This window comes from Cytophagia bacterium CHB2, assembly GCA_030263535.1.
GTDB lineage: Bacteria > Zhuqueibacterota > Zhuqueibacteria > Zhuqueibacterales > Zhuqueibacteraceae > Coneutiohabitans.
Genome location: SZPB01000214.1, coordinates 1 through 26,380 on the forward strand (window position 1 = coordinate 1; position 26,380 = coordinate 26,380).

Consider the following 26,380-nt stretch of genomic DNA (forward strand, 5'->3'; position numbering starts at 1 on the left):
CGATTCTGCACCGCATGCGCGCCGGCAAGAAAGTCATTGTGCACGGCGACGGCGCTTCGCTATGGACGCTGACGCATCACCGTGATTTTGCCAAAGGCTTCGTGGGATTGCTCGGCCTTCCACAAGCAATTGGTGAAACGTTTCACATTACTTCCGATGAAGTACTGACGTGGAATCAAATTTTTGAAATCGTGGCGCATGCGGCCGGAGTGCAACCTCGCATTGTGCACATTCCCTCGGAATTCATCGCAGCATTCGATCCCGACTGGGGCGCGAGTTTGTTGGGTGACAAAACGCACAGCATGATTTTCGACAACACCAAGATCAAGCGTTTCGTGCCGGACTACGTTGCCACGATTCCGTTTGCGCGCGGCGCAGAAGAGGTTGTGAATTGGTTCGACGCGAATCCCGCTAAAAAAGTTGTGAATGAAGAAACCGATCGGCTCATTGATAAGATTATTGCGGCGTATGAGTTGGCGTGGCCGTCGACGCAATAACTCGAAAAACGTGCGACAATCGAATTTTGCGAAAACCAACAAGACAAAACCATTCTTTTAGTCGTTTTGCCAGTAATCGTGTTGCCTTTGTTTTGCTTTAGAAGCAAAGCCTTGATATGATGGATTACGGCGAAAACCGGAGATGAAACGATGCACTTTGCAAAAGCCTTCATTGCGCGATTCGTTTTGCTTGCCGCTTCACTGCCCGCAGCGCTCATTGCACAAGAAGCCATTCGTTTGAATCAACTCGGCTTTTATCCCAAAGGCCCGAAGTTCGCCGTGGCTGTGGGTGCAGCGAGCAATGTTTTCTATCTCACCTCTCCCAATCAAACCGACACGCTGTTTACCGGCACGCTTGGCGCAGCGCAAACGTGGTCGCATTCCGGCGAGAGCGTGAAGCTCGCGGACTTCACCTCGTTTCAGCAAGCGGGACAATACACGCTCGTCATTCCCAATCTCGGCAAATCACATCCGTTTTTCATTAAAGAATATGTGCATCAAAATTTGTCCTCTGCCGCGATAAAAGGATATTACTTTCAACGCGCTTCAGCGGCGCTCGCGGCGCCATATGCCGGAAAGTGGCAGCGGCCTGCGGGCCATCCCGATACGCAAGTTTGGGTGCATGCCTCTGCGGCAACTACGGCGCGGCCGGAGAACACCATCATCTCTTCTCCCAAAGGCTGGTATGATGCGGGCGATTACAACAAGTACATTGTGAACTCCGGCATCAGCACGTACACGCTGCTCGCCGCGTATGAACATTTTCCCGAATACTATCGCGATTTCAATCTCATCATTCCCGAAAGCGGCAACGGCATGCCCGATATTCTCGACGAGGCATTGTGGAATATTCAATGGATGCTGACCATGCAGGATCCCAACGACGGGGGTGTTTATCACAAGCTCACCACCGCGAATTTCAGCGGCGCAGTGATGCCGCACGTGGATACCGCGCGCCGCTACGTCGTGCAAAAGAGCACGCCGGCCACGCTTGACTTCGCCGCAGTGATGGCGCAAGCGAGCCGCATCTTCAAAGAATACTCCACGCAAATGCCGGGCTTCGATCAAACTTGTTTAAATGCCGCGCTTGAAGCCTGGCGCTGGGCGCAAAAAAATCCGAACGTGCGCTATAATCAAGCCGCGCTGAATGCGGCGTACAATCCCGACATTGTCACGGGCGAATACGGCGACAGCAATTTTGGTGATGAGTTTCAATGGGCCGCCGCGGAGTTGTTCATCACCACCAAGGCGGATAGTTTCATCGTTGCGCGCAATCCGCTTGCCGGCTCGTTCGGCGTGCCCTGGTGGGGCGGTGTGAACACGCTCGGACTGTATTCGCTGGCCTTTCATCGCGCCGCATTGGGCAGCGCAATTGACACGACACGTATCGTATCCGCGCTGCTTGGCTTGGCGCGCGGCTTGCGTGATAACGTCACTCGCTCCGCTTATCATCTCGTCATGGGTATTTCCAACGGCGACTTTGTGTGGGGCAGCAATGCGATTGCGGCGAACCAGAGTATGGCGTTGCTGCAAGCGTATTATCTCACGCGCGACGTTTCCTTTTTGCATGCCGCGCAACAGAATCTTGATTATCTACTCGGCCGCAATGCTGTAGGTTTTTGCTTCGTGACCGGATTGGGCAGCAAGCCGACGATGCGTCCGCATCATCGGCCATCGCAAGCCGACGGCATCGCCGATCCCGTTCCCGGTTTGCTCGCCGGCGGTCCGAATCCCGGAAGGCAGGACGGCTGCACGGGTTATATCGGCCCGGAACGTGCGCGTTCGTATCTCGATGATTGGTGCAGCTATGCGTCAAATGAAATCGCCATCAATTGGAATGCGCCGCTAGCGTATGTTGCCGGCGCGATTGAAGCGATTTATTCACCAACGGGAAAACCCAATCCTACCGACGTGAAGGAAGGTCGAAGCGGTGCAGTTCCCGAGGGATTCGGCTTGCTGCAAAACTATCCCAACCCATTCAATCCCGCGACGAACATTCAATTCTCAGTGGGCAGTCATCAATGGGTTGGCTTGAAGGTTTATGATGTGTTGGGAAACGAAGTCGCGACTTTGATTGATGAAAAAAAGCCCGCAGGCAATTATCGTGTAAGCTTCAATGCCGCGCAACTCACGAGCGGGATTTATTTTTATCAATTGCAGGCCGGAGTCTCATCAAACGCGGAGCGCACTTTTGTTGCGACGAAGAAGATGGTCTTCGTGCAATGAAGATTCAATAGCTACTTTCCCCAGCGGATAGAAAAAACGCAACGGATAAAAGCCCTTTTATTCACTGCGTTCGGCGGTAAGATTTTTATTCTCCCTTTGAAGTAAAGATTTTTACGGATGCCGGAATAAGACATGAGCGAAGCGATGCGAAAAATCTCCTGGGGCATTTTGAGCACGGCAAAAATTGGCGTTGAGAAAGTCATTCCCGCGATGCAAATGGGTGAGTTTTCCACCGTCACGGCGATTGCTTCACGTGGATTTGAACGAGCGCAAGAGACGGCGCGCCGGTTGGGCCTTCCCAAGGCTTACGGCTCATATGAAGAATTGCTCGCAGACCGTGAGATCGATGCGATCTACAATCCGCTGCCAAATCATCTTCATGTGGAATGGACTATCAAAGCATTGCACGCGGGCAAGCATGTGTTATGCGAAAAGCCCATTGGCATGAACCTGCAGGAAACCGTGGGGTTGCAGAAGGAGGCAGAAAAGTTTCCACAATTGCAAGTGATGGAAGCGTTCATGTATCGCCATCATCCGCAATGGGCATTGATTAAAGAGTTGCTGCAAAGCGGCGCTATTGGCGACGTGAAAAGCTTGCACGCGGTTTTTACTTATTACAATGTCGATCCCGCGAATATTCGCAATCAAGCTGATATTGGCGGCGGCGGGTTGCTGGATATTGGCTGCTATTGCATCTCGGCGGCGCGATTTTTATTCAACGCCGAGCCGGTGCGCGTATGCGGCACGCTTGAATATGATCCGCAAATGAAGATCGACCGCCTGGCCTCCGGCATTTTGGAATTTCAACAAGGCACGGCGACGTTTACGTGCTCCACGCAGTCAGCGCATCAACAAAGCATTAGCATTTTGGGCGCTTCAGGAAAAATCGAAATTATAAAACCGTTCACGCCCGGCGCGCAAGAAGCCTGCAAGATCATTCTGCAAACCGGCGTGGCGTCAAAAGAATACACCGCACAAATTTGTGATCAATATGCCCGGCAAGGCGATTTGTTTTCGCAAGCCATTTTGAATGCGACGAGCGCCCCCACGCCGCTTGCCGATGCGGTTGCGAATATGCGCGTGATCGACGGGGTTTTGGCGAGCCAGCAACAACGCAGGTGGATCGCAATCTAAGCAGAACCTCATTTTAGAAAATCCGAGAGCCGAAAATGATTTCGTCGCGAAAAAATTTTTCAGCGAATAGAAACAACCGAACCGAAAAAGCCGCTTTTATCCGCTGGGAATTATTTTGTTTTTTGACACTTTCGATGATCTGGGGCTGCGCCGGCCCGAAAGTAATTTCAATCACCACCATCAAGCCCGCAGCACGATCGAATGTTGACGCGCCTGAGGTGATGGCGTGGGGCAATTTGAACGGCATTCGCGTGAGCGGCGAATTGATGGAGTTCAAAACCAGTGTGCGCGTGGTGCATGCGGATTGGACGAAATTCCATGAGACTGCAAAGGAGCGGCAAAGCCAGCGACATCGTTACAATCGTGACGGCAATTTGCAAACGACAACAGGCGTTTTGGATTCTATGTTCTTTACACAACGGTTCGAAGAATCCGGTCCTGGTCTTGCGGCCATTGCGGTGCAATGTTCCTCGCGCGCAGACACGAATTTCATTGGCGCGTTTTTTTGCATCGAACTTCCGGGCGCGGATTATTCCGAGGGCAAAGCCAAGCTCTCCGGCGCGCAACCCATAACAGCAAACGAGATCTCTTTCGCCACAAATTCTCAAAGCGAATTGGCGCGCGCAACGGTGAGTGGCGCGCGTTTCGTTGCTTCGCGGCGGCAGCTTGAGGTGAGGCTCGCCACGCCTGCGGAAATGATCATCCGCAGAGACAGCACTGCTGCGAATAAGAATATTCACGTATATTTTGCATTACTCACGAACAGCGTGAAGCCCGGCCAAACCGCGCAGAATACGTTCACGCTCAAAGCCTCTGGCGAAGTCGATAGAAATCCTGTTGCACTCGCGCTCGATACCTCAAAGCCCGGCCGTGTGTTCGACGGCTTCGGCGGAAATTTCCGTTTGCAAAACCCCCGCACCGATCCTCCTGTGATTCAATACAATCTCGACAACATGCGCGTCGCGTGGGGCCGCGTCGAGATGCCCTGGCAGCATTGGCATGCGGAAGAGAACGTCGATCCGATTGCAGCCGCGCGAGCCGGAAATATTCATCAACGCGTGCATGAGGCGATGGACATGGCGCGACGGCTGGCGCAACGCAACATGCCCGTTATCGTCAGCGCATGGTCTGCGCCGGCGTGGGCCATCATCGGCGATCCGCGCGATGCGTTTCGGCCGCAGCCCGGCGGCTTGCGCGGGTATCCGCTCAATCCCGAGAAGATGCAAAAGATTTATGAATCCATCGGCGCGTATTTGCTCTATCTCAAACAGCAATACGGCGTGGAGACATTCGCGTTTTCATTCAATGAATCCGATCTCGGCATTAACGTGCGGCAAACCGCAGAGGAGCATCGCAATTTCATTAAAGGATTGGGCGCGCATCTTGCATCGCTTGGGTTGGCGACCAAGCTGCTGCTTGGCGATACCTCGGATGCGTGGCCGGTGGATTTCATTAAGCCCGGCTTGCATGATCTCGAAGCGGTGAAATACCTCAATGCGGTTTCGTTTCATTCCTGGCGCGGCTGCACCGACGAGATTCTCGCGCAGTGGAGCGCGGCAGCGCAAACGCTGAATGTTCCGTTGCTGGTCGGTGAAGGCAGTACCGACGCCGCGGCGTGGACTTATCCGCAAATCTTCGATGAACCGTCGTTCGCGCTGCATGAAATTAATCTCTACACGCGCATTTGCGCTCTGAGCCAGCCGAAATCGATTCTGCAATGGCAATTGACGGCGGATTATTCTCTGCTCGCGGGCGGCGGCGTGTTTGGCAACAATAACGAACCGCTGCGTCCTACTCAGCGTTTTTGGAATCTCAAACAACTCGCTGCGACCCCTGCTGGCGCGTTCGCTTTGCCGATCACGTGCAATGCGCCGAACCTCGCGAGCGCGGCATTCGGCAATCTCGCGAAAGGTGAATATGCGGTACACATCGTTAACAGCGGAGCGGCACGATCTGCCACGCTCACCGGATTGCCGGCCGATTTGACGGAACTTCGCATCTATGTCACCGATAGCGGCCGGGGGATGGAGGAAGGCAAGCGTATTCCAGTGGTGAATGGCCGGGCACAATTCACGCTGGAAGCGGTGAGCTTTACCTCGTTGATGAATGCAAAATAAAGCTGCGATGCCAGCATTCAAATCGAGAAAACTAAAATTCAATTGAACAGATTGAAACAACGCAACGGATAACGGACATGAAAGCCCTAGCTCTATTGCAAGCTGCATCATTCCTGCCGATTATCGCCATGTTTATGTTCGCCACAAGCCATGCGCAGAACGAAACGCCGGCGTTGAAAGAGGTTTTCAAAAAGGCATTTCACGTCGGCGCGGCGCTGAATCGTGAGCAGATTTCTCGAACGGAAGCGAACACGATCAAGCTGGTGGAGAAACAGTTTAATAGCATTACGGCTGAGAATATCATGAAATGGGAGCGGATTCACCCCGAGCCGGAGCGATACGATTTCGTGCCGGTGGATTCGTTCGTGGCGTTCGGCGAAAAAAACAAAATGTTCATCGTGGGCCACACGTTGATCTGGCACAATCAAACGCCGCGCTGGGTTTTCGAAGACGGCGCAGGCAAGCCTGCCGATCGCGAAACGCTGCTGCAACGCATGAAAGATCACATCTTCACCGTGATGGGCAGATACAAAGGCCGCATTCATGGTTGGGATGTCATTAACGAAGCGGTGGAGGACGACGACAGCCTGCGGCAAAGCAAGTATCTGCAAATCGCCGGCGAAGATTATTTGCAGAAGACTTTCGAATGGGCGCGCGCCGCTGATCCGCAAGCGGAATTGTACTACAACGATTATAACATGTGGCATAAAGGCAAGCGCGAAACCGTAATTCGTCTCGTGCGCGAGCTGCACGCAAAAGGCGTGCGTGTGGACGGCATCGGCATGCAAGGGCATTGGGGTTTGGATTATCCGCCGCTCGACGAATTGGAAGAGAGTATTCTCGCCTATGCGGAGTTGGGCGTGAAAGTGATGATCACCGAGATGGACGTCAACGTGCTGCCGGATCCCGGCGGACACACCGGCGCAGAAATTACGCGCAATTATGCGCTGCGCAAGGAACTCGATCCTTATACGGAAGGAGTGCCAAAAGCCGTGCAAGCCAAGCAGGCAAAACAATACGGCGATTTCTTTCGCGTGCTCTACAATCATCGCGACAAAATTGCGCGCGTGACGTTTTGGGGCGTGCATGACGGCGTTTCGTGGCACAACAATTGGCCGGTGCCGGGTAGAACCGCGCATTCGCTGTTGTTCGATCGCAACCTGCAACCCAAACCCGCTTTTGATGCGGTGATTCAAACGGTGCGGGGAGATTAGGTTTCATTATTGTAGAAGAGGCGGCGATTGACGAAAGTCGTTTTGATTGATTCTGCTGAAAAGGCTTTATGTCTCCCATGAACAGATCAAGAGCTATGAGTATCCGGGAAGCCACGAGAGAGGATTTCGACCAAATCTGGCCAATCTTCCATGAAATCGCCGCGGCCGGCGAAACCTATGCGTACCCGCGCGACATCAGTAAGGAGCAGGCGCTAAAGCTTTGGATGGATACTCCGAGAAAGACTTACGTCTTAGAAGAAGACGGGCAGATCCTGGGCACGTACTTCATCAAGACCAACCAAGCGGGCCCGGGCGACCATGTCTGCAATTGCGGCTACATGGTTTCATCAGCCGCCCGAGGACGCGGCTTGGCCACGGCGATGTGCGAGCATTCGCAAGAAATCGCAAGAAGCCTCGGATACAAGGCCATGCAATTCAATTTCGTTGCATCCAGCAATGAAGGCGCGGTACGGCTCTGGAACAAACTTGGCTTTGCCACTGTCGGTCGCTTACCCAGAGCATTTCATCATCCCTCCAAGGGTTACGTTGATGCATTCGTTATGTACAAATGGTTGGAAACATAGCACGGCTTCCAGCCGGCACGGCTGATGCTGAGCACGAACTTTTAGTAGATGATACGGCCAATGAAAAAATTTACTTTCACTTTCATCCTTCTTTCTACTTTGCTCGCCGGCGCAAACCTGCGCGCCGATGACGGTTACCGGCTTTGGCTGAAGTATGACATGATTACCAATCCGCAAAAACTGCAAGCGTATAAAAAAGAAATCAAGGGTTGGATGATTGTCGGCGACTCGCCAACTCTGACGGCCGCGCAAGGTGAATTGCAGATCGGCTTGAATGGTTTGCTCGGCATTGCCACGCCCAATCTCAAACAAGCAAGCGAGGGCGCAATCATCGCTGCGGTTTATGCCAATATCTCATCGCGGATTGCAAGCGACTTGTCGAATAAACTCGATGGCCTTGGCCCAGAAGGTTTTGTTATTCTGAATACGACGGTTGATAAAAAGCGAGTGGTTTTGATCACCGCCAATAGCGACATCGGCGTGCTGTACGGCGTGTTTCACTTTTTGCGGCTGTTGCAAACACATGAGGCTATCGAGAACCTCGACATCACGAGTTCTCCGAGAATAAAGCTGCGCGTGCTCAATCATTGGGACAATTTGAACCGCACAGTTGAGCGCGGCTATGCGGGATTCTCATTGTGGGATTGGCACAGGCTGCCGGATTACATTCATCCGTATTATCGCGATTACGCGCGCGCCAACGCTTCGCTCGGCATCAACGGAACCGTACTCAACAACGTCAATGCGAATGCCTTGATCTTGACGCCGCATTATCTCGAAAAAGTCGCGGCCTTGGCCAATGTGTTCCGGCCTTATGGTTTGAGAGTTTATTTGTCGATCCGCTTCAGTGCGCCCATCGACATCGGCGGCTTGAAGGTTTCGGATCCACTTGACCCACAAGTGCAACAATGGTGGAAAAAGAAAGCTGAAGAGATTTATGAGCTCATTCCGGATTTTGGCGGATTTTTGGTAAAGGCCAATTCCGAGGGACAACCCGGCCCGCAAAATTACGGGCGCTCGCACGCAGATGGCGCGAACATGCTGGCGGATGCGCTAAAACCGTTTGGCGGCGTGGTGATGTGGCGCGCGTTTGTTTATGACAACAACATCAAGGAAGATCGCGCGAAGCAGGCTTATAATGAGTTCACGCCGCTGGACGGCATGTTTCGCAGCAATGTATTGGTACAAGTTAAAAACGGCCCGATAGACTTTCAGCCGCGCGAGCCGTTTCATCCGCTGTTCGGCGCCATGCCGAAGACGCCGTTGATGATGGAATTTCAAATCACGCAGGAGTATTTGGGATTCAGCACGCATCTGGTGTATCTCGGCGTGCTGTTCAAAGAAGTTCTCGCGACGGATACGTATGCGCAAGGCGCAGGCTCGACGGTCGCAAAGATCATCGAGGGCTCGCTTGAAGGCCATGCCCTCTCCGGCATTGCGGGAGTTGCGAACACCGGTACCGATCGCAATTGGACGGGGCATCTCTTTGGTCAGGCCAATTGGTATGCCTATGGCCGTTTGGCGTGGAATCATGATTTGGCGCCGGAAGCAATCGCAGAAGAATGGATTCGCGCGACTTTATCGAATGACGCTGCTGTTGTGCAATCCCTCAAAAAAATGATGATGGCTTCGCGCGAGCACACGGTGAATTACATGACGCCGCTTGGTTTGCATCACATCATGGGCTGGGATCATCACTACGGTCCGGCGCCGTGGATCAAAGACAAGCATCGCGATGATTGGACCTCGGTTTATTATCACCGCGCCGACAGCAACGGCATCGGCTTCGACCGCACCGCAACGGGAAGCAATGCCGTGAGCCAGTATTATTTATCGGTGATGAAAAAAATCGCTTCGCCGGCGACTTGCCCGGAAGAGTTTTTGTTGTGGTTTCATCATCTCCCTTGGGATTATCGCATGAAATCCGGCAGAACATTGTGGGATGAGTTATGCCATCGCTATTATGCCGGAGTGGAAGGCGTTCGTGAAATGCAAAGCGCGTGGAACAAGCTGCGCGGCAAGATCGACGAAGAATATTTTCAACACGTGAAAATGATGCTTGGGATTCAGGAAAAAGAGGCCGTGTGGTGGCGAAATGCGTGTGTGCTTTACTTTCAAACGTTTTCACGCCGGCCCATTCCCGTCGGCTTAAGTGTTGAAGTAGTGTGATTGCAGGGAGACTATAATGATGTTTTGAGTGTGAATAGTGTTAGGTATTATGTTTGCGTGCATAGTTGTGGGGATCCTGAGTATGTTGCCGGTTAATCAAGGTCATGATCGCCGGCCAATCTAATACACTAATCCGACTGCACCTTGGTAGAAAATGAGAACGCGCGACGCTGCATTGGTCGCGCGTTCTGCTTTATGATGTGAGAAGATTGTCGTTCTAAGTCGTTATAACAAGAATCGCATGCTATGGTAAAGGCTTATAAGAAAAAATTAATATTATTTATGGTTTTCTCCGCTTTTGTCGCCAACCGGTGGTATATTCTCACGGTCAAATGGGTGCTATCTATTTATTTCTCATCGATTGACAGCAGAGATACGGCAATAATGTTACACTTGGTAGTGTAAGGTTGCGCAGACAAATTTTGGTATCTGTCTGTGGCCTTCATCATTTTTCCTTACAGGTAAGTTTATGATTACTTCAATCAAGTTTTCATCCAATCGAATACTTTCAGGTCTTCTGCAACTTTTAGTTTTTGTTTGTGTTGCACAGGCCCAGGTCTTGTCTGTATCCCCGACTCAAAACGCATTGCATGTGCAGTCCAATGCGAGTATTTCAGTCATTTTTAGTGAAGAGATAAATGCAAGCACAATCACTAGTACAACATTTCGAGTGTGGGGTGCACAAAGCGGCTTTCATGATGGCACGATTAGCTACGAGGCTGGTTTGAGAAAAGCGAGTTTCTTATCCGAGAAGCCATTTGTAAGTGGTGAAATAGTCACCGTCACATTGACAAACAATATTCATACAAGTAATAATCAAGTCATCAAGCCTTTCGTATGGAACTTTACGGTGTCTGTCAACACTTCATCGGCACGATTTCCAACTCAGACAGAGTATGCCACGGGCAAGACGCCTAATTCGATCAGTGCGGTAGATATTGATTCAGATGGTGACATAGATTTAGTTGTTGCGGCATACGCAAATACAAATAACATTTCAATTCTACGGAACAAAGGCGATGCCACGTTCTTAGCTAAGCAGGACTATTCAGTCGAAGGCACTCCTCGTTCTATTGCTGCCGCGGATATTGACGGAGATAAAGATATTGACTTAGTTTTAGGCGGAAATAAAGGAAACGTTAGCGCTGTTTTTGTCCTAACGAATAATGGAGATGGAACATTTAAAAAGAAAGGAGATATTCTTGGCGGTGGAAGGACTGTTTTGCTAGCAGACCTGGATAGTGATGGTGATCATGACCTAGCCGTAACAACTGGTACTACCATATCTGTCTTAATAAATGACGGAAAAGGTAATTTTGGTATGAAACAGGCCTATGACGCTGGATCTGGTCAAACATCTTTAGCAAGTGCCGACCTAGATCTCGATGGAGATTTAGACCTGGCAACAACAAGTACGAGTAGTAAGAAGTTCTATATTTTAAAGAATAACGGAAACGCCATCTTTCTACCGAAGCAAGAATATACGATTGACCTTTTTCCCAGTTTTTTTACGATGGCCGATCTAGATCGGGATGGAGATATTGACCTAGCAATTGGAAATCAGTATGAATCAAGTATTTATTTCTCTGCGAATAGTGGAGTTGGCACGTTTACAGCCTTGAAAAACTACAGAGTCGGAGAAAAGCCTAGTGCAGTTATTGTTTCGGATTTCAACGGTGATCAGGATATTGATATCGCAACTTCGAATTTATCAAATTCAGTGTCCGTGCTTGAAAACAATGGTGATGCTACCTTTCAACGTGTTCGAAATTACCCTACTGGCTTACAATCGGAAGCGGTCATAGCCTCCGATCTTGATGGTGACCTTGATCTAGATCTTGCTGTCGTAAACTACGCGAGCAGTACTGTATCTATCCTATTAAATAAAGACGAGGTGTTTGCTGACAAATCGTTTTTACGCTTTGGGCAGATTTATGTTGGAACAAGCAAAGAGCTGAGTTTTAAAATCTATAATGTGAATGCGAATAGCGCTAAAGTTTTAAACATTATTTCGAATAGCGATAGGTTTAAATTAACTAGCCCGATAACGCTAAATTTATCGCCCGGAGATAGTACCGAAGTCATTGTCATGTATGCACCATCAGCTCCCATGGATGATTTTGGAGTTGTAACAATTTATTCTGCCGGTCTTGCCATTGAGCGAGTTTCTTTGCAAGGAACTGGCATAGCAGCCGTTCCAATCATGTCCACCGACCCGTCTGATTTAGATTTTGGAAACGTAACCTTAAACAAGGTTTCTGATTTGATCCTTAGTATTACGAATAAGGGAGCATCTGATTTGAATATTACAGGAATTGCATCCGTTAATTCCTATTTCACTGTTAAAGGGGACACTGTTCAAACTATTTTTCCAAATCAAACTAAGTTCATTATTGTACAATTCTCGCCTCCTTTTCTCGGTGCTCAATCTGACACACTTCGAATTCATAGTAATGATACTAACAGCAATGTGACACAAATTCCTATGGCCGGTGCAGGTGTGTCTGCCGCCATACAAGAGATTTCTATATGGCCAACTGAATTGAAATTCGACTCTGTTGGTGTGACACAAACAAAGCATTTGATTTTGTATGTGTATAATTGGGGAGCAGCAAGCCTCAGCATTCATGGTATTGAATCAAACAACGATGTGTTTGTAATTGAATCGTCTTCCAGTTTCATGGTTGCGCCGGGTGATAGCCATGCTGTTAGCATTAGTTTCAACCCGCGAGGGGTAGGCCTGCAAACCGGAGCGCTTACTTTTATTAACAATGACCTAAATGAAAATCCGCTAGTTATTTACATGAACGGTACAGGAGTGAATCACGCCACTCCGTCATTGATGCGTTTCTTTCCGTCGACTGGCGTTCGTCGGCAAACATTGGATGTGACATTTATCGGTTCAAATTTCGTCAGTGGTATCACAAGCATAAATGCTGGCCCAGATATTATTGTGAACCGAGTTACGGTGTATCAAGCTGACAGCTTAATAGCCAATCTCACCATCGGGCAAAAGGCCACTCGCGGAACACGAAACTTTTCTGTGAGTATTCTGACAGAGGGAAGCGCATCGAATGCGTTGCCTTTCACAATCTTAAATCAGACCCCAAGTCGACCAGGCCTTTTGGTACCTGCTGACAACGACAGTTTGTGGTTGTATCGCCCACCGAGACCGATCTCATTTACTTGGAATCAATCATATGACGCTGACCTCGACGACACGCTAAGATATGAAATTCGACTAAAAGGTCCAGGCCTGAATAAATCTGCTACAGTCATAAGAGATACAAGTTTTGCTTGGGATATTATGTCTTCATTGCAAGATTTCACGACTTATACATGGACAGTAAACGTGAAAGACGGTTCAGCAGTGGTGGCTTCGCTTGATACTTTTTCTCTACGAACGCTAGGTTTTGCGTCAGCAGTAGGCCACAGTATAGACCTTGCCCCGACGGAGTATCGCCTAGAACAGAACTATCCGAATCCCTTTAATCCGACTACAGTAATTCCTTATCAACTACCCAGATCAGAATGGGTCACGCTTAGAATCTATGATGTATTTGGTCGTGAGATTGTGACGTTGGTCAATGAGAAGCAACCTGCAGGTTATTACAATGTAGAATTCTCTGGCGAGTCATGGGCAAGTGGAGTTTACGTTTATCGCCTTACAGCAGGTACCTTCAGGGAAATAAGAAAATTTCTGTTGATCAAGTAGTGTCTTGTGATCAGAATGAAGCTCTTACTGACAATCGCGAATTGACGTGACACATTTTAGCCCGTAAAATCAAGGTTATTCTTGTCAAGTTAAATGCCGAACATCAGTAGTTCGGAGTTCAATATACATGTCATGATAAGAGATGATGGTTACCCCAGATGTTGATTGCCCGATTTCTTTGCGCTTCAGATATTATCTTGCTTATTTGTCTAGTTTTTTCGTTTCTGTAGAGCAAATCAAGTAGCCATCGTTATGTTGCAAGGTAGTTAATGGGAATTCCCATAAATTGTTTAAAAGCTTTGGAACTGTTTAACAAGAAGATTGTAGAAATTGAGTGACGCTCAATTCAATTCATCTTGCGGCCATAATCCAGGCGGTTGTCCGTGGTTATCACAGGAAAGCTCGGCACCACAACGGGGAAAGGTTCATCGCGCCGTAGGACAAGCATGTCGATGGCGGTTAGCTTTATTTTCTCGAGGGCATCAGTGTTTATTTCGACGACATCGTGATATTTCGCTTGCAGGCTGTTGAGGTAAGGATTTAGATCTGTTTCGATAATTTGCAAATAGTCTTTACTAAAGTTGTTGTGCTTGCCCAGAGATTTCAAGTATTGGGTTTGCTGATACAAGAACAGCAGATTATCCCGCCACATATCGACATTGCGCTGCACGGCTTCCACTTGATCGTAGCCTTTTTTGTAGGCCTCCTGCGTGAGATAGCGATCACGCACCATGTCCACAATCGCAAGCTTGAATTGCTCCGAAAACTCACCTTGCCGCAGGTTCTTTTTTCTAAACACTAGAGGGTGAACTTTGATTTCACGCTCTACGTCGCGCACGGTCCAAACCTGCCCGTCAATACGAAATAAAGGCTCATCCAGCATGGCGTCCAGGCTGGTTCCCATTTGATGCAGAACATTATTCTCGTTTTCATTGCCCCAAAATTGCTGCTGCAATGCGGCTTGCTTTTCCTCGGAAGATTTCAGATAAAAAGGCGCGACAATTTCCACCATTTTGCGAAAAGTTGCCGGCGAAAATTCCAGTGTTTTGCCGCGCATGACGCCGGCCGCATATTGTTCGTATAGCTTGCCGGCCTTTTTGTGCGTCAGATTTTCTTTCACGTCATTCCAGCGTGTCCGCATTTGCATATCGGAAACGGCGACCTTATCCGTCCAGCCCAAAATTTTCATGATCACATAAGAATTCTCACGAACAGGCAAAGGCCCGAGGATCTGGCCTTTTTGCAGCTCGCCTGAGAACAGGGCCTGGTGAATGGCCTCATTTTCTGGCGAATCCCATGCCACCTCGCGTTGCGGAATGCCCTCCAACGAACCGGTTTCATTGTGAAGCTGCTCAAACGTTTTGTTGCCGTGTTGAATTTCGTGTGACGCAAGTGTCCTGCCCGCAACCTGATAGACGGTTTTGATTTCGCTGGTGTCGAGTTGAACCCGTTGATATGCTTCTTGATGATATTGCCATTGCCGCATCGCCTGCTCTTTGCGGCCTTGCACATACAATTGATACTCCGGCGTACGCGTCAGTTCGTTGTCGGCGCCCGCTTCCAGGGCCAGGAGTTTTTCGGCGATCAGCGAGTTGAGCACGATTTTGCGCTGAACGTAATCCTCGCCGCGGCAATAGATCGGGCGCGGCGTATACTCTGCGCGGCGAATGAACTCATTCACGGAAATGGTTCTATCGCCAATGCGCGCCAGGATGGTTTCGTTTTGTATTTGTTCTTGCGGCTTGTTGCATGATGAGAACAAAACAAAAATGATGAAACCAATGACAAGTTTACTGCTCCGATATTTTGCGAAATAGCGTCGCAATCGCATACACCGTTTTTTCATTGGGAAATAGCCATGTCAAATGATCGGGCTTATGGCAACAACAGGAGTTTTCTTTTGAGTTGTTGTTGGCCGGCATGCAAAATATAAAAGTAAATTCCGGGTTCTACAAGCCGTCCGAGGGCATTTCGGCCGTCCCAGGTGAACGCATGCCGTCCGGCGTTCTGTGCGCCCGCAGCAAGTGTTTTAACTTCTCCGCCAAGGATATCATATATCTTGAGCGTGGCCGGCGTTTTCTCTGGCAATTCATAGCCAATCGTTATCGCGATTTCATTGCGTTGTTGCTTGTCCGTTTGAATTGTTGATCTGAAAATAGGATTGGGAAAACTCTGCTCCAATACATATTGTCGTGGCGTTGCGGCGTCAAGGTTCTCCGCGACGGCGCTGGGAGATTTGAGCAAAAATTGCATTTGATTGAGATTGAAGCCTTCACGCAAGACGAGCACTGTCAAAACATGCGCGCCGGCAGGCAAGGGCAGATTCTCGAACTTCACGGCGTTCCAGTTTTGCCAACCGCCTGTTCGTGGAATCGTGAGAGAAGCGATCAACTCCTGGCCATCCAGCGCAAGCTTGAGCGCGCCGCCGCCGTTCAAGCTGGCAACGCGAAAGACAACATCATATAAACCCGCCTGCGTAACGGTGACGGTATATTTCAACCACTCGCCGCCGGCAATCCAGCCAATGTTGTAGGCCGCGCCCTGCGCATCACTGCTTTTCTCGATGTCCACGCCGTCATTGCGAAACTGGCCGCCCGAATTCCAGGGTTGATCGGCATCCCAACGCACTTTTTTGTAATCTTGATCATGATAGGCGATTCCGACATTCCCGAAATCATATGCGACGGCCGGGATAACGCCGGGAAGGCTGTGCGGCGCAAACGGCTTGCTGCGTGCATTGAAGCCGGTGTCAAACAACGCATGCAAAACATCCGGGCGCGGCTCACATTTTTCCAGCGCCAGATTTTTCGCCATGCCGAACAGCGCATCACGCGCGAACGCTTGAGCCGGCCTGCTGGCATTGCCGTTCCAATAATCCAGCACGCGCTGATAACCCGGCGTGATGGGCGCGGAAAGCGGGCTGGTGGTGGTTTGAATTTTTTTGTGCGTCCACCAGCACCAGCCGATACTGTTTGCTTCCAGCAACTTGATGGTTTCATAAAACCAGGGATTCGAATTCTCGCCGGACTCGCCCATCCACAGCGGCACATTCCAATTGTTGCGCAGATTCAAATAATCCTGAATGGTCGCTTGCGTGGTTTCACTCCAATATTTGTGAAAGCTGTAAACGATGTTGGAACCATACAACAACGGCGGAGCCAAATCTCTGAAATCCGTCGCAAAGTTGCTGCCTTCGATAAACAGAATATGATTGTTGTCAACCTCTCGGATCGCCAGCGCGAGACGGCGATAGAAGTTGCGTAAGTCGAGATTATTATACCCGGCGGGCATCACCGGCTCGTTTAGCAAATCATATCCTGCCACCCACGGTTCATTGACATAGCGTTCGGCAATCTTTTTCCAAATTTCGACGGTGCGATCTTGATTGGCTGGTATGGTCCAGAGCTTGGCTTCGCCATCGCTGTCGCTGATGTTGTTGGAATTCTGCCCGCCCGGGGCGCAATGCATGTCGAGAATGACATACAAGCCCTGCCGCTTGCTCCAGGTAATGAGTGAATCCAGCAGCAGAAAGCCATCTTCAAGAAAGACGCCCGGTTGGTTTGGTGGAGAAAGCAATTCATAATGAAAGGGCAGGCGAATACTGTTGAATCCCCATGCCACAATTTTCGCAACATCTCTTTCGGCAACATAATTGGCGCGATAGGAATCGAAAAATATTTTGGTATCCTGCTCGCCAAGCAAGTCTTGCATCATGTTGCGAATCGAGGTGGGTGAGCCGTAGCCCGGCGTGTGCAGCATGTATCCTTCCGGCACCAGCCAGCCGCCGAGACCGATGCCCCGCAGCAAAACAGGCTTGCCCGCAGCATCGACGATTTCTTTGCCGTCCACGCGCAGGAATTGCGCAAAGCCTGCCGGCGCGAGGAAAAAAAATACGGCAGCAGAAATGGAAGCCAGTGTTCGCATAAATGATTTAGTCCACTTCCGGCGCGGTTAATGCAAGCGGTTTGGGAATCAGCGCATTGAGCAGAGGGTAATTCCAATCATTTGTTGTTGCATTATACACACCGAAACCGGCGATGAATTCCCAATAATGCCAGCTTATGTCATTGGCTTCGGCGGTGCGGGCGACGAATGCGGTCCACCGCGCGCGCGAGTCCATGTCGGCCATGCTATAGGCGCCAAATTCACCAATGTTCATGGGGCGATTGTTGGTCGTTCCCCAATTCGCGATAAGTGTAAATTCGTTTTGAATAGCTTGTTGCTCTGCCGGCGTTCCGGACCAGGTTGTGCCGAGCCAGGCACTGCTACCGGGAACCCAATCCGCGCCTTGATGGGTGAAGTTGAAAGGACTGTAGAAATGCACGGCAACGATTATGTTCTTATCATCCGCGGGCAACACCAGACTGTTGAGGGCGCTGGAATTGTACCAGAAAGCCGGGCCGACAATGATCGTCCGCGTGGGATTGGTCTGGCGAATAACAGCAATGGCCTCTTGCAAATATTGATTCCAAATCGTCGTTGTGAGATTGGCGTTAGGTTCATTGAGGATTTCAAAAAAGATATCGCTGGATTGATCGCGATAATGATTCGCCAGTTGCTCCCAGATGGCAAGAAAGCGCGCCTTGTGCGCCGCAGGATCTTGCATGATCTCTTCGTAGTGATGAATATTGATAACGACCGCCAGGTTTCTGGAGAGCGCCTGGGTTATTGCCCAATCAACGCGCAGCAAAAAGCTGGGATGGATCGTATAAGGCGCGCTGGTTAGCGCATGCGTCGACCAGCGGATGGGAATGCGCACGGAGTTGAATCCCGCGCTTTTGATCCAATCGAAATACTCGCTTTTGAGCGTCACGCCCCAGTCGCCTTCATTCGGAGCCTCGAGCGCATTGCCCAAATTCATGCCCCGGCCCAAGCGCGCATTTTGTGCGAAAGCATCGGGAGGCGTTTCATTTTCAGGTGCTACAGGATTGGAATCGTCGGAGCAGGCGGAAATCAAAGCGATTGAGAGAGCGGCAAATATGAGGATGACAAGATTGAGGCTGATGCGCATGCTTGATGTCATAAATTTGTTAAATGAGAATATTGCAGAGGATGAATTCTGTTTACCTCATGGCGCGCGCTGGTAAACACGGACATAATCCACCGTCAGCGTTTGCGGAAAAACCGTGCTCGCGTCCGGGTTGCCGGGCCAGTTGCCGCCCACCGCTAGATTGAGCAGCATGTGAAAACGCTGATTGAAGGGCGCGGGGTAAGGTTGGCCCGTCGTGTGCCATTGCGTTTGCGTTTGATAAAGCTGATCATCAACATACCATTTGAATTCATTCTCTGTCCAATCGAGGCGGAACGTGTGAAACTCGTTGGTGAAGTCGCCTTGTGGCAGCGTAAACGATTTTCCCGTATGAACATTTCCCGGCCAGGCCGCGCCATAATGCAGCGTGCCGTGCACGGTTTTCGTATCGTGTCCCAGCATTTCCATAATATCGATTTCACCGCTTGCCGCCCAGCCGCCGTAAACCCAATCTGTGGGCAGCATCCAAATTGCCGGCCACATGCCGCGGCCCACCGGCAACTTGGCGCGAATGTCGAAACGGCCGTATTTCCAATCCCCCTTATTCAAGGTTCGCAATCGGGCGGAGGTGTAGGCTCGCGTGCCTTCGGGACCGGTGTAATTTTCCTGCAACGCGCGAATGACCAGGACGCCGTCTTGAATAAAAGAATTCTCCGGCCGCGCCGTGTAATACTGCAATTCGTTATTGCCGCCGCCTTGCGCGTTCACTTCATGTCCCCATTTGGATAAATCAATCTGACGACCGTCGAATTCATCGTGCCAGATCAACTGCCAGCCGGCAATCTCCCAGGCGGGCTTTTCCACCTGGGTAATGGTTTTTTTGTTACAGCTTAAGCCGAGCAGGGAAGCGGCGATAAACAGATGACAAAGATACTTGGCCTTGACGTGCAACATAATCGACTCACAAAAATACGATGGTCAGAATTTTACGCCGAAGGAATACGAATGCGTTTGGCCCAGGATGCCCACGTCACGATAGGCATAATCAACCTTCAACGCGATATTGTTCATCATGCGCAATTCCACGCCGCCGCCCAGCGACAGGCCAAATTGCCTTTCGGTCATAAACAGCGCCTTGTACCCGCCGCGCAGGTAAAAGGTTCCGGTGGTGGGAACGTTGTACTGATATTGCGCGCCCACGTTGACTGACTCGCTGTTGTTGTTGGGATGCAGGGCGTCGGCGGATATAATTACACGTGAGCGGCTGGCAACTATCGGCTGCAGGGAAACACCCAGGCGAAAGATCAACGGCAATTCCCATTCGTCCAGTGTAAACTGGCCGCGTGCATCGCGAAAGTTGCCGTCTTCATTAGGTAGAATGTCGATGGGATTGAGCAGATCGATGCCGTTATATTGCATGCGCGTGCCGTAATTCGAAATGCTCATGCCAATGCTCAAGCCGTTTTCGCGTTCGCCGGTGAATGAGAAAAATGGCGTGTTAAACAGCACGCCCAAATCCATGGCGACCGCGCTCGCGTTGGTGTGCCAAATTTGCGAGGAAATATATTTTGCCGAGGCGCCGAATGAAAACCAGTGCACCAGGCGCCGGGAAAAAGTCAGCGACAGCGCGAAGTCATTGGCGGTGAACATTTCTCCGGTGCCTTCTTGCTGGCGGATGGTGGTGACTTCTTCATCGCCGTAGCCGATGTGAAAGAAGCCCACGCCGAGCGTGCCGATATCCTGCAACACCAGGCCCACGCCGGCAAAAGTGGTGTTGACGTCCGCGATCCAGGGCTGGTTCACGAATTGCGCTTCGCTCTGTTCCATGAAGCCCAGGCCCGCGGGATTCCAGTATATTCCTGAAAGATCCGTGACGACGCTGACATAAGCGTCGCCCATGGCGCTGCCCGCGCTACCGTAACCGATCTCAAGAAAATTTGCGGCCGTCGTGCCGACGCGATAAGGGCGTTGTGCAAAAGTTGTTTGAGTCAATGCCAGCAAAACCAGAAGGGCGGTGGCATAAATGCAAGGACGTTTTTTTATTCCACTCATGATGGCCTCTTTGATGATCAAGGGCAAAGTTCGCAGCTTATGGCGATTCCGGGGTTACAGCGTCAAGCCGGGTCCGCAGCAACAATTTGTAACACAGAGCCTTTCCCGGCAAGGCACGTTACTTGATTACCGCAAATTTACCGATTTTTTCGTCGCCGGTGGCACGCGCTCGCACGTGATAAAAATACATGCCGGCGGCGATGTCCAGCCCTTCACTGGTTTTGAGATCCCAATGAATCGTGCCGTTCTCCACCGGATTGTCGACCACGATTTCATCCACCATCACGCCGCTGATGGTGAAAATTTTGATATCGCATTGCGCCGGCAGATGCGTGAATAAAATGCGCCGGCGCTGATTCAAATACTGATTCGATACCGCCGGTTCCATTTCGTTGGTCATGACATAGGGATTGGGAACGACTTTGATATTACTCATCATGCTTTTGATTTCAGTCGTGTTCAACTCACCGGCGCTGTTGACTCTGAACATCAACGAGTCCTGTACCGTGAACGGCCGGTTGAAGGTCACGCGATAAACGTTGTCGGGCTTGGGCAATTGTGACGGGTCGCTGAGCAACCGGAAGTCGATGATGAACGCGGTGCCGGCCCAGCGATTGTTGACGGAGGTAATGGGGCCGACCAAAATGCGATCGCCGATCATGTCGAATTGGCCGTTGCCATTCAAATCGTGCACCACCAAATCCATCACTTCATATTCGCCTTGGGCGTTCTTGAAGGATTTGTTGAGCACATAAAAATTGAATTGCTGGCTGACCAAAAGCGCCGCATTGGCAATGCGGCTGTTGTTTTCATCGCGCATGGTTTTGTTCGTCACACGACCGGTGTAAACCGCGGGATTGTCGGTAAAGACGATGTCATAATCCCAGGGGAAATATCCCGACTCCACCGAGGTTGGTGTGATGCGGATAATCGAATTGCCGGCCAGCCATCCGGAATTGAGGGGATCGAACGATGCGGTTTTTACCGGGGTTTGAAAGCTCAAGCGCATGCCGTCGAAAATGTCGGTTCTCAAGACGCCCGCATTATTCATATGCCAGAAGCCGAGGGAGTCATCATAGATGAAATTTTCAAAGGCAAATTTTTCAGGCGTTTCTTGATACACCAGTTGATTGCCGGATTCGACGTCATACACATAAAGGCCGGTCGTGGTGTAAAGCTGGCCGTGTTCATAATTGACGACGCTGGTCAACGTGTCGACGCTGAACTTGACTTTGTAGGTATGGCCAATCTTGAGATCCTGCGCTGCAAGAATTTCGGGGGTGATGGTTGCGGTTCCAAAATGCGTTTGATCATTGACTTCGCCGAGCGAGGGCGGCACATAGCCGGAGGCTTTCTGATGCGGCGTGACAATGCGCACATTTTTGCCGAACGCGCGCACTTCCTCGTCTTCGTCCAATTCGAGCGTGATCGAATTTTCCGAAGGCGCGATGCCGGGTCCGATGTTGGGCGCGCCATAATCGTATGCCACCAAGGCGTAGTAGTAAGTTCGCCCGTTTTGCACGGTATTGTCGATGAAATAATGCACGATGCCCGAATCAAAACCGAGATTGAAGGCAACGCCATTGACCAATCCAAAATTGGTGAAGCCCAATTTGCCGTTAATCACGTCGCATTCGAAAATCGGCTTTTTGAGAATTGGCGTGCCGAACCCGTCGGTAATGACTTCGGAGTCGGAGAATTTTTTATCGGTGGAACGGTAGAGTTTATAGCCTTCGAAATCATTGACATTGTTCAGGAACGGATCACGGGTTTTGGTGTCGGCAGCATCGTCCCAGGTCAGGATCACATAACCGTCGCCGGGCGTGGCGCTGAGCGCCGGCATGGCCGGCGGCTGCGCGAAGCGATAGTCTTTTTCATAAATTACCTGCACGATGCGCTTTTGTTCGAACAGCGCCGGCGCGGTGTGCGCGTCGGAATTCAAACCGGTAAGCGGGTCATAGGAGTGCAATTCGGACATGGAAATGCGCTCGGTGCGGCCTTTGAACAGCGGGAACTCGCCGGAAGCGAAGGTTTCGACCAAATTGGAAATATTGCCGAGATAGCTCGCAAGCGTGTCTTCTCCGATCAACTCCCACATCGAGCGATCGCCGCGAAACCAGCGGAAGTCTGAAGCATGGCTGGGCACGGGAAACAGACGGAAGGAAGTGAGGCCGACCATGTCAGATTCGGTGACATCCGTGAACGCGAAGTTGGGCTCGCTGCCGACACCCTCGACAAAATCCGGGCGGTGATTGCATTCCCCAACATCCGGTCCGGTATAATTCAATTCATTCGGGCCTACGCCGTCGAGGCCGACATCATCACCGGCAAATTCGCTGGCTTGATAAATGCCGTCGCCGTTGAGATCTTCACCGTCCTGCCAATCTTGATCTTCGTCAGCATCCCAATGCGGCCGCAAATCTTCCAATTTTAATTTATAAGTCGCGAGAAACTTGTTCAAATCTGTAATGCCCTCGGTTGGACCAATGATGGCAGTAGCGATATTATCGCGTTTTTCATCGGTGAGGCCGTCTTCATCATTGTCTCTGTTATCATAAGCCAAGCCCGGGCTTTCCAGATAAGCAAAACCCATTGTGCCGGTTTGCAAGCCGCCGGTGCCAATGCCGTCCACGTCCCAGGAATACGCCATGTCGATCGTCGTATCGAAATAGCCGAGTTCATCATCGCGCTCGCCGCCGATGGCATTGTCAACCCAGTAACCGAACGCGACTTCGGGCAAATCATAATCGGAAATGTTGGCAATAGTGTATTCCCAAAAGATTGCGTCACGCGCTTGCGGATTGTTCCATTGAAAGCCGCGCTGTTCCACACGAATGCCGATGCCGCCCCAGGGCTTGCCCTTTTGAATACTGACTTCTGGATAATTGTCGCCGATGATTCTCCCGGGCCGCGGGTAATACTTCACAATATCTTCCGGGCCAAGGTATTCCTGGTCTTGCGCATCATTCGCCACGAAGAAGGTTTCCAAATCAGCGTAAATCACACCGCGGCCAAAGCGGCCGTTCCATTCTCCCGGCCATTTCTTGCTGGTATTGGTGGACGGCCATCCTCCTGTCGGCCAGGAATCGTTGCGATTGCTCATGGCGGGATATTCGCCCAGCTCGTTGAAATAGCCGAAGACCGGATAAAGCCCCCACTCGATAGTGCCGGTGGGATCGCGGTCCATTTCTTCACGGTAGCTCGTCTGCAAGAAATAAAGTTCCTGCAAATCCGTGCGATTCGCAATCTGCACCGGATCCGTTACCGGGATTGAATCTTTTTCAACATAAACCTTGGCGCCGATCAGCAGGCCGATGCCGTCCAGCATTTTCACGCCATCGGTGTTGTTGGGCCATCGCGACACATCCGGGCGCGGCCAGTCCGAAAGCTCAGTGGTGTTGCGAAAATACAAGAACACGCGATTGCCGGTCATGAAACCTGCGCGTTCAGCGGCAATGTCGCCCGGGCCGTCTTCCGGACCGTCATAGGGCTTGCCCTGCGCGAAAACAGCGGCGGGCAGCAGCGCGAACAAGAGTAGAGCAACGGCGTAACATCTCATGATATTTTTCATGTCATGCCTGTGAAAGTTTTTTGAAAGAGTCACGATGCCAAATCCGGATCACCACAAGTTTATACAAGCCGTTCAACGGGAATTTTTTGCGGAAAGCGCGGTCAAAACGAAATGCCCATGCCCAGCTTCACGTAACGCGGGGCGGAGTACATCGACGGATTGCGCACGCGATCGTAATAATCGTTGAAATTGCTGCGATGCGCGGCGAGATCCGAGGGCATGACGATCGCGGTGTAAGCACGGCCTGTTTGCGAATTGACGGCCACCTCATTCAAACGATCGAAAAGATTGAACACGGACAGGGTGAATCTCAAATCAAAGTTGTTGGTTAGGGGCACATTATAATACGCAGCCAAATCGATGCTGTATTGTCCCGGTTGCTTGGCGTTGTTGGGCAACAGATTGACGCGCGCGAGCAGGTTCTCTTGCAAGGGCGACCAGGTGTAGGGCGTGCCGGAATTGAAATAGCCCGTTGCCGTGACGCCGTATTTGGCCGCGTTGTAGCCCACCGTGGCGTTGAAGGTGTGGCGTTGATCCCAGCTCATCGGAATCAAGGTTGGAATCGGGTCGCGATTATCGCCGGCGCGATCGAAGGTGAAACGCGGATTGTCCGCATTGCCGCGCGTGAATTGCAGCGTGTAGTTGACGTGTGTGGAAAATCGCCCCGACACGAAATCATACTTCAACTCCAAACCTTTGGCATTGCCGTAATCCTTGTTGGAGTACAAGCCGTATTCGATCTGATTGAACGTGCTCACGACTTTGGCGCTCAACAGATCGTAGATGTCGCGATAAAACAACGCCACCTCGACGCCCATGCCCGGCAGAATTTGCTGCCAGACGCCCAATTCGTATTGCACTGTTTTTTCCGCTTTGATCTGCGCATCACCCATGGTGGTTTCATAATCGTTCGGCGCAATCTGAAATGAATGATTGTCGTAGAGCGCATACATCGGCGGAATTTGGAAGAAATGGCCGTAGCTGAAATGCAACAGCGCCACATCGCTCAACTGATAGGCCAGGCCCAAACGCGGACTGATCTGTGTTTGCGGATCGACTTTGGGATAGGTTGACATTTTTTCCGGATTATCCGGGAAACTGAGTTGATTGGCGGGGTTGCGGCGTTCCGAAGGATATACCGAGTTGGCATAAAAATAGTCATAGCGCAAGCCGACGTTCACGACCATTTCGTCGTATTCGATTTTATCCTGAATATACGCGGAAAATTCCAGCGGCTTGACGCGGTAGATGTCGGAATAAATTGAAGAATCCGGCAGAATCACAGGCTCATAGAAAAAGAATTCGAGGTCGGTGCCGTAGTAAAGATTGCGAATCTCCACGCTTTTGTTGTCCAGGTCGTGATGCGTGAACAGAAAGCCGGATTTCAGGCTGTGATGCTTGTTTAGTTGCCAGGAGAGGTCCAACTTGGCATTATAGTCCTTCATCGTGCGGCTAACGTGGGTTTTCTGCTGCCCGCCGGTGTAGAAGCCGGGACCATCATTGTACAAGAAGCGATCATGCACGTAACGCGGATCGAGCGGGTCCGGAAAAACATAATAGCCGGTGAAGTTGTCGATGTAGGATAACTTGATTTCATAAAACGCTTTTGATGAAAGCATGTGATTGAATTGCAGTGAATACATGTCGGTTTCCCGATACGAGGTGGCGCGCCCGTCGGGATTATACTTGAACCCGTGATCATAGTTGTGCCACTCATCGTCATTGCGCGAGTACAACAGGGAGAGTTTCGCGTTGCGCGAAAAATTCGAGGTGAGTTTGCCCAAAAAGGATATGTTTTTGGAATTGTTCATTGGCACGTACGCGCTGTCGCCGGTCTGTTCGGAGATCCAATCGCCCGGTGTTTCTGCCTGGAAATTGCTGAAGTCGTTGACGTTGAAACGCCGGATGCCGTTGAGATGATTCTTGTAATCCTGCAAACGATAGTTGGCAAAAAAGGAAAGTTTTTTGGTGAGCAACGGGCCGCTGAGCTGAAACTTGTAATCTTGATTGCGGTCGACGTCGCTGTTCTTGAGACCAATGAAAATGTCGTTATTGGAGGTAAGATAATTCGCGAGGTCCGCCGAAAATGCGCCGTGATAGGATTGCCCGCCGTCTTTCGTGACAGCATTGAC

The 26,380-nt window shown here is 50.7% G+C and carries 15 protein-coding genes; 8 read left to right on the forward strand and 7 right to left on the reverse strand.

Annotation, left to right across the window (positions count from 1 at the left end):
- The 8 genes from FBQ85_18865 to FBQ85_18900 form a co-directional block, all read left to right on the forward strand.
- Positions 1 to 497 (forward strand): NAD-dependent dehydratase (locus FBQ85_18865; GenBank protein ID MDL1877197.1); only part of this gene is annotated, 497 nt, incomplete at its 5' end.
- A gap of 150 nt (positions 498 to 647) precedes the next feature.
- Positions 648 to 2,723 (forward strand): T9SS type A sorting domain-containing protein, encoded by a 2,076-nt coding sequence (locus tag FBQ85_18870; protein MDL1877198.1) that lies wholly within the window; start codon positions 648 to 650, stop codon positions 2,721 to 2,723.
- A 144-nt stretch (positions 2,724 to 2,867) separates the two neighbouring features.
- Entirely contained in the window at positions 2,868 to 3,857 is a 990-nt protein-coding gene (locus tag FBQ85_18875) for a Gfo/Idh/MocA family oxidoreductase (protein MDL1877199.1), read from the forward strand.
- 134 nt (positions 3,858 to 3,991) lie between these two features.
- Positions 3,992 to 5,974: a hypothetical protein gene (locus tag FBQ85_18880; protein ID MDL1877200.1), complete on the forward strand. Its 1,983-nt coding sequence runs from the start codon at positions 3,992 to 3,994 to the stop codon at positions 5,972 to 5,974.
- A gap of 77 nt (positions 5,975 to 6,051) precedes the next feature.
- Positions 6,052 to 7,188, forward strand: coding sequence for an endo-1,4-beta-xylanase (locus tag FBQ85_18885; protein ID MDL1877201.1), 1,137 nt, complete (start codon positions 6,052 to 6,054; stop codon positions 7,186 to 7,188).
- Positions 7,189 to 7,283: 95 nt separating this feature from the next.
- Entirely contained in the window at positions 7,284 to 7,772 is a 489-nt protein-coding gene (locus tag FBQ85_18890; GenBank protein MDL1877202.1) for a GNAT family N-acetyltransferase, read from the forward strand.
- Between the two features lie 60 nt (positions 7,773 to 7,832).
- On the forward strand, positions 7,833 to 9,941 hold the full coding sequence (locus FBQ85_18895; GenBank protein MDL1877203.1) for an alpha-glucuronidase: 2,109 nt from the start codon (positions 7,833 to 7,835) through the stop codon (positions 9,939 to 9,941).
- Between the two features lie 469 nt (positions 9,942 to 10,410).
- Positions 10,411 to 13,656 carry a choice-of-anchor D domain-containing protein gene (locus FBQ85_18900; GenBank protein ID MDL1877204.1) on the forward strand — a complete coding sequence of 1,082 codons (3,246 nt, stop codon included), beginning with the start codon at positions 10,411 to 10,413 and terminating at the stop codon, positions 13,654 to 13,656.
- A gap of 346 nt (positions 13,657 to 14,002) precedes the next feature.
- Here FBQ85_18900 and FBQ85_18905 read toward each other — a convergent pair whose 3' ends face one another.
- From FBQ85_18905 to FBQ85_18935, 7 genes are all read right to left on the reverse strand, one after another.
- On the reverse strand, positions 14,003 to 15,487 hold the full coding sequence (locus tag FBQ85_18905) for a hypothetical protein (GenBank protein MDL1877205.1): 1,485 nt from the start codon (positions 15,485 to 15,487) through the stop codon (positions 14,003 to 14,005).
- 44 nt (positions 15,488 to 15,531) lie between these two features.
- Entirely contained in the window at positions 15,532 to 17,580 is a 2,049-nt protein-coding gene (locus tag FBQ85_18910; GenBank protein MDL1877206.1) for a carbohydrate-binding protein, read from the reverse strand.
- Between the two features lie 7 nt (positions 17,581 to 17,587).
- Entirely contained in the window at positions 17,588 to 18,667 is a 1,080-nt protein-coding gene (locus FBQ85_18915; GenBank protein MDL1877207.1) for a glycoside hydrolase family 5 protein, read from the reverse strand.
- Positions 18,668 to 18,724: 57 nt separating this feature from the next.
- The gene (locus FBQ85_18920; GenBank protein ID MDL1877208.1) at positions 18,725 to 19,579 is read right to left on the reverse strand and encodes a glycoside hydrolase family 16 protein; all 855 of its coding nucleotides are present in this window, start codon (positions 19,577 to 19,579) and stop codon (positions 18,725 to 18,727) included.
- A gap of 24 nt (positions 19,580 to 19,603) precedes the next feature.
- Entirely contained in the window at positions 19,604 to 20,677 is a 1,074-nt protein-coding gene (locus FBQ85_18925) for a porin family protein (GenBank protein MDL1877209.1), read from the reverse strand.
- Between the two features lie 118 nt (positions 20,678 to 20,795).
- The gene (locus FBQ85_18930) at positions 20,796 to 24,248 is read right to left on the reverse strand and encodes a hypothetical protein (protein ID MDL1877210.1); all 3,453 of its coding nucleotides are present in this window, start codon (positions 24,246 to 24,248) and stop codon (positions 20,796 to 20,798) included.
- A gap of 101 nt (positions 24,249 to 24,349) precedes the next feature.
- A partial coding sequence (locus FBQ85_18935; GenBank protein MDL1877211.1) for a TonB-dependent receptor occupies positions 24,350 to 26,380 on the reverse strand: 2,031 nt, incomplete at its 5' end.

Coding starts and splice junctions, on each gene's coding strand:
- FBQ85_18870 (MDL1877198.1), top strand. CDS start 648: ATGCACTTTGCAAAAGCCTTCATTGCGCGATTCGTTTTGCTTGCCGCT.
- FBQ85_18875 (MDL1877199.1), top strand. CDS start 2,868: ATGCGAAAAATCTCCTGGGGCATTTTGAGCACGGCAAAAATTGGCGTT.
- FBQ85_18880 (MDL1877200.1), top strand. CDS start 3,992: ATGATCTGGGGCTGCGCCGGCCCGAAAGTAATTTCAATCACCACCATC.
- FBQ85_18885 (MDL1877201.1), top strand. CDS start 6,052: ATGAAAGCCCTAGCTCTATTGCAAGCTGCATCATTCCTGCCGATTATC.
- FBQ85_18890 (MDL1877202.1), top strand. CDS start 7,284: ATGAGTATCCGGGAAGCCACGAGAGAGGATTTCGACCAAATCTGGCCA.
- FBQ85_18895 (MDL1877203.1), top strand. CDS start 7,833: ATGAAAAAATTTACTTTCACTTTCATCCTTCTTTCTACTTTGCTCGCC.
- FBQ85_18900 (MDL1877204.1), top strand. CDS start 10,411: ATGATTACTTCAATCAAGTTTTCATCCAATCGAATACTTTCAGGTCTT.
- FBQ85_18905 (MDL1877205.1), bottom strand. CDS start 15,487: ATGCGATTGCGACGCTATTTCGCAAAATATCGGAGCAGTAAACTTGTC.
- FBQ85_18910 (MDL1877206.1), bottom strand. CDS start 17,580: ATGCGAACACTGGCTTCCATTTCTGCTGCCGTATTTTTTTTCCTCGCG.
- FBQ85_18915 (MDL1877207.1), bottom strand. CDS start 18,667: ATGCGCATCAGCCTCAATCTTGTCATCCTCATATTTGCCGCTCTCTCA.
- FBQ85_18920 (MDL1877208.1), bottom strand. CDS start 19,579: ATGTTGCACGTCAAGGCCAAGTATCTTTGTCATCTGTTTATCGCCGCT.
- FBQ85_18925 (MDL1877209.1), bottom strand. CDS start 20,677: ATGAGTGGAATAAAAAAACGTCCTTGCATTTATGCCACCGCCCTTCTG.
- FBQ85_18930 (MDL1877210.1), bottom strand. CDS start 24,248: ATGAAAAATATCATGAGATGTTACGCCGTTGCTCTACTCTTGTTCGCG.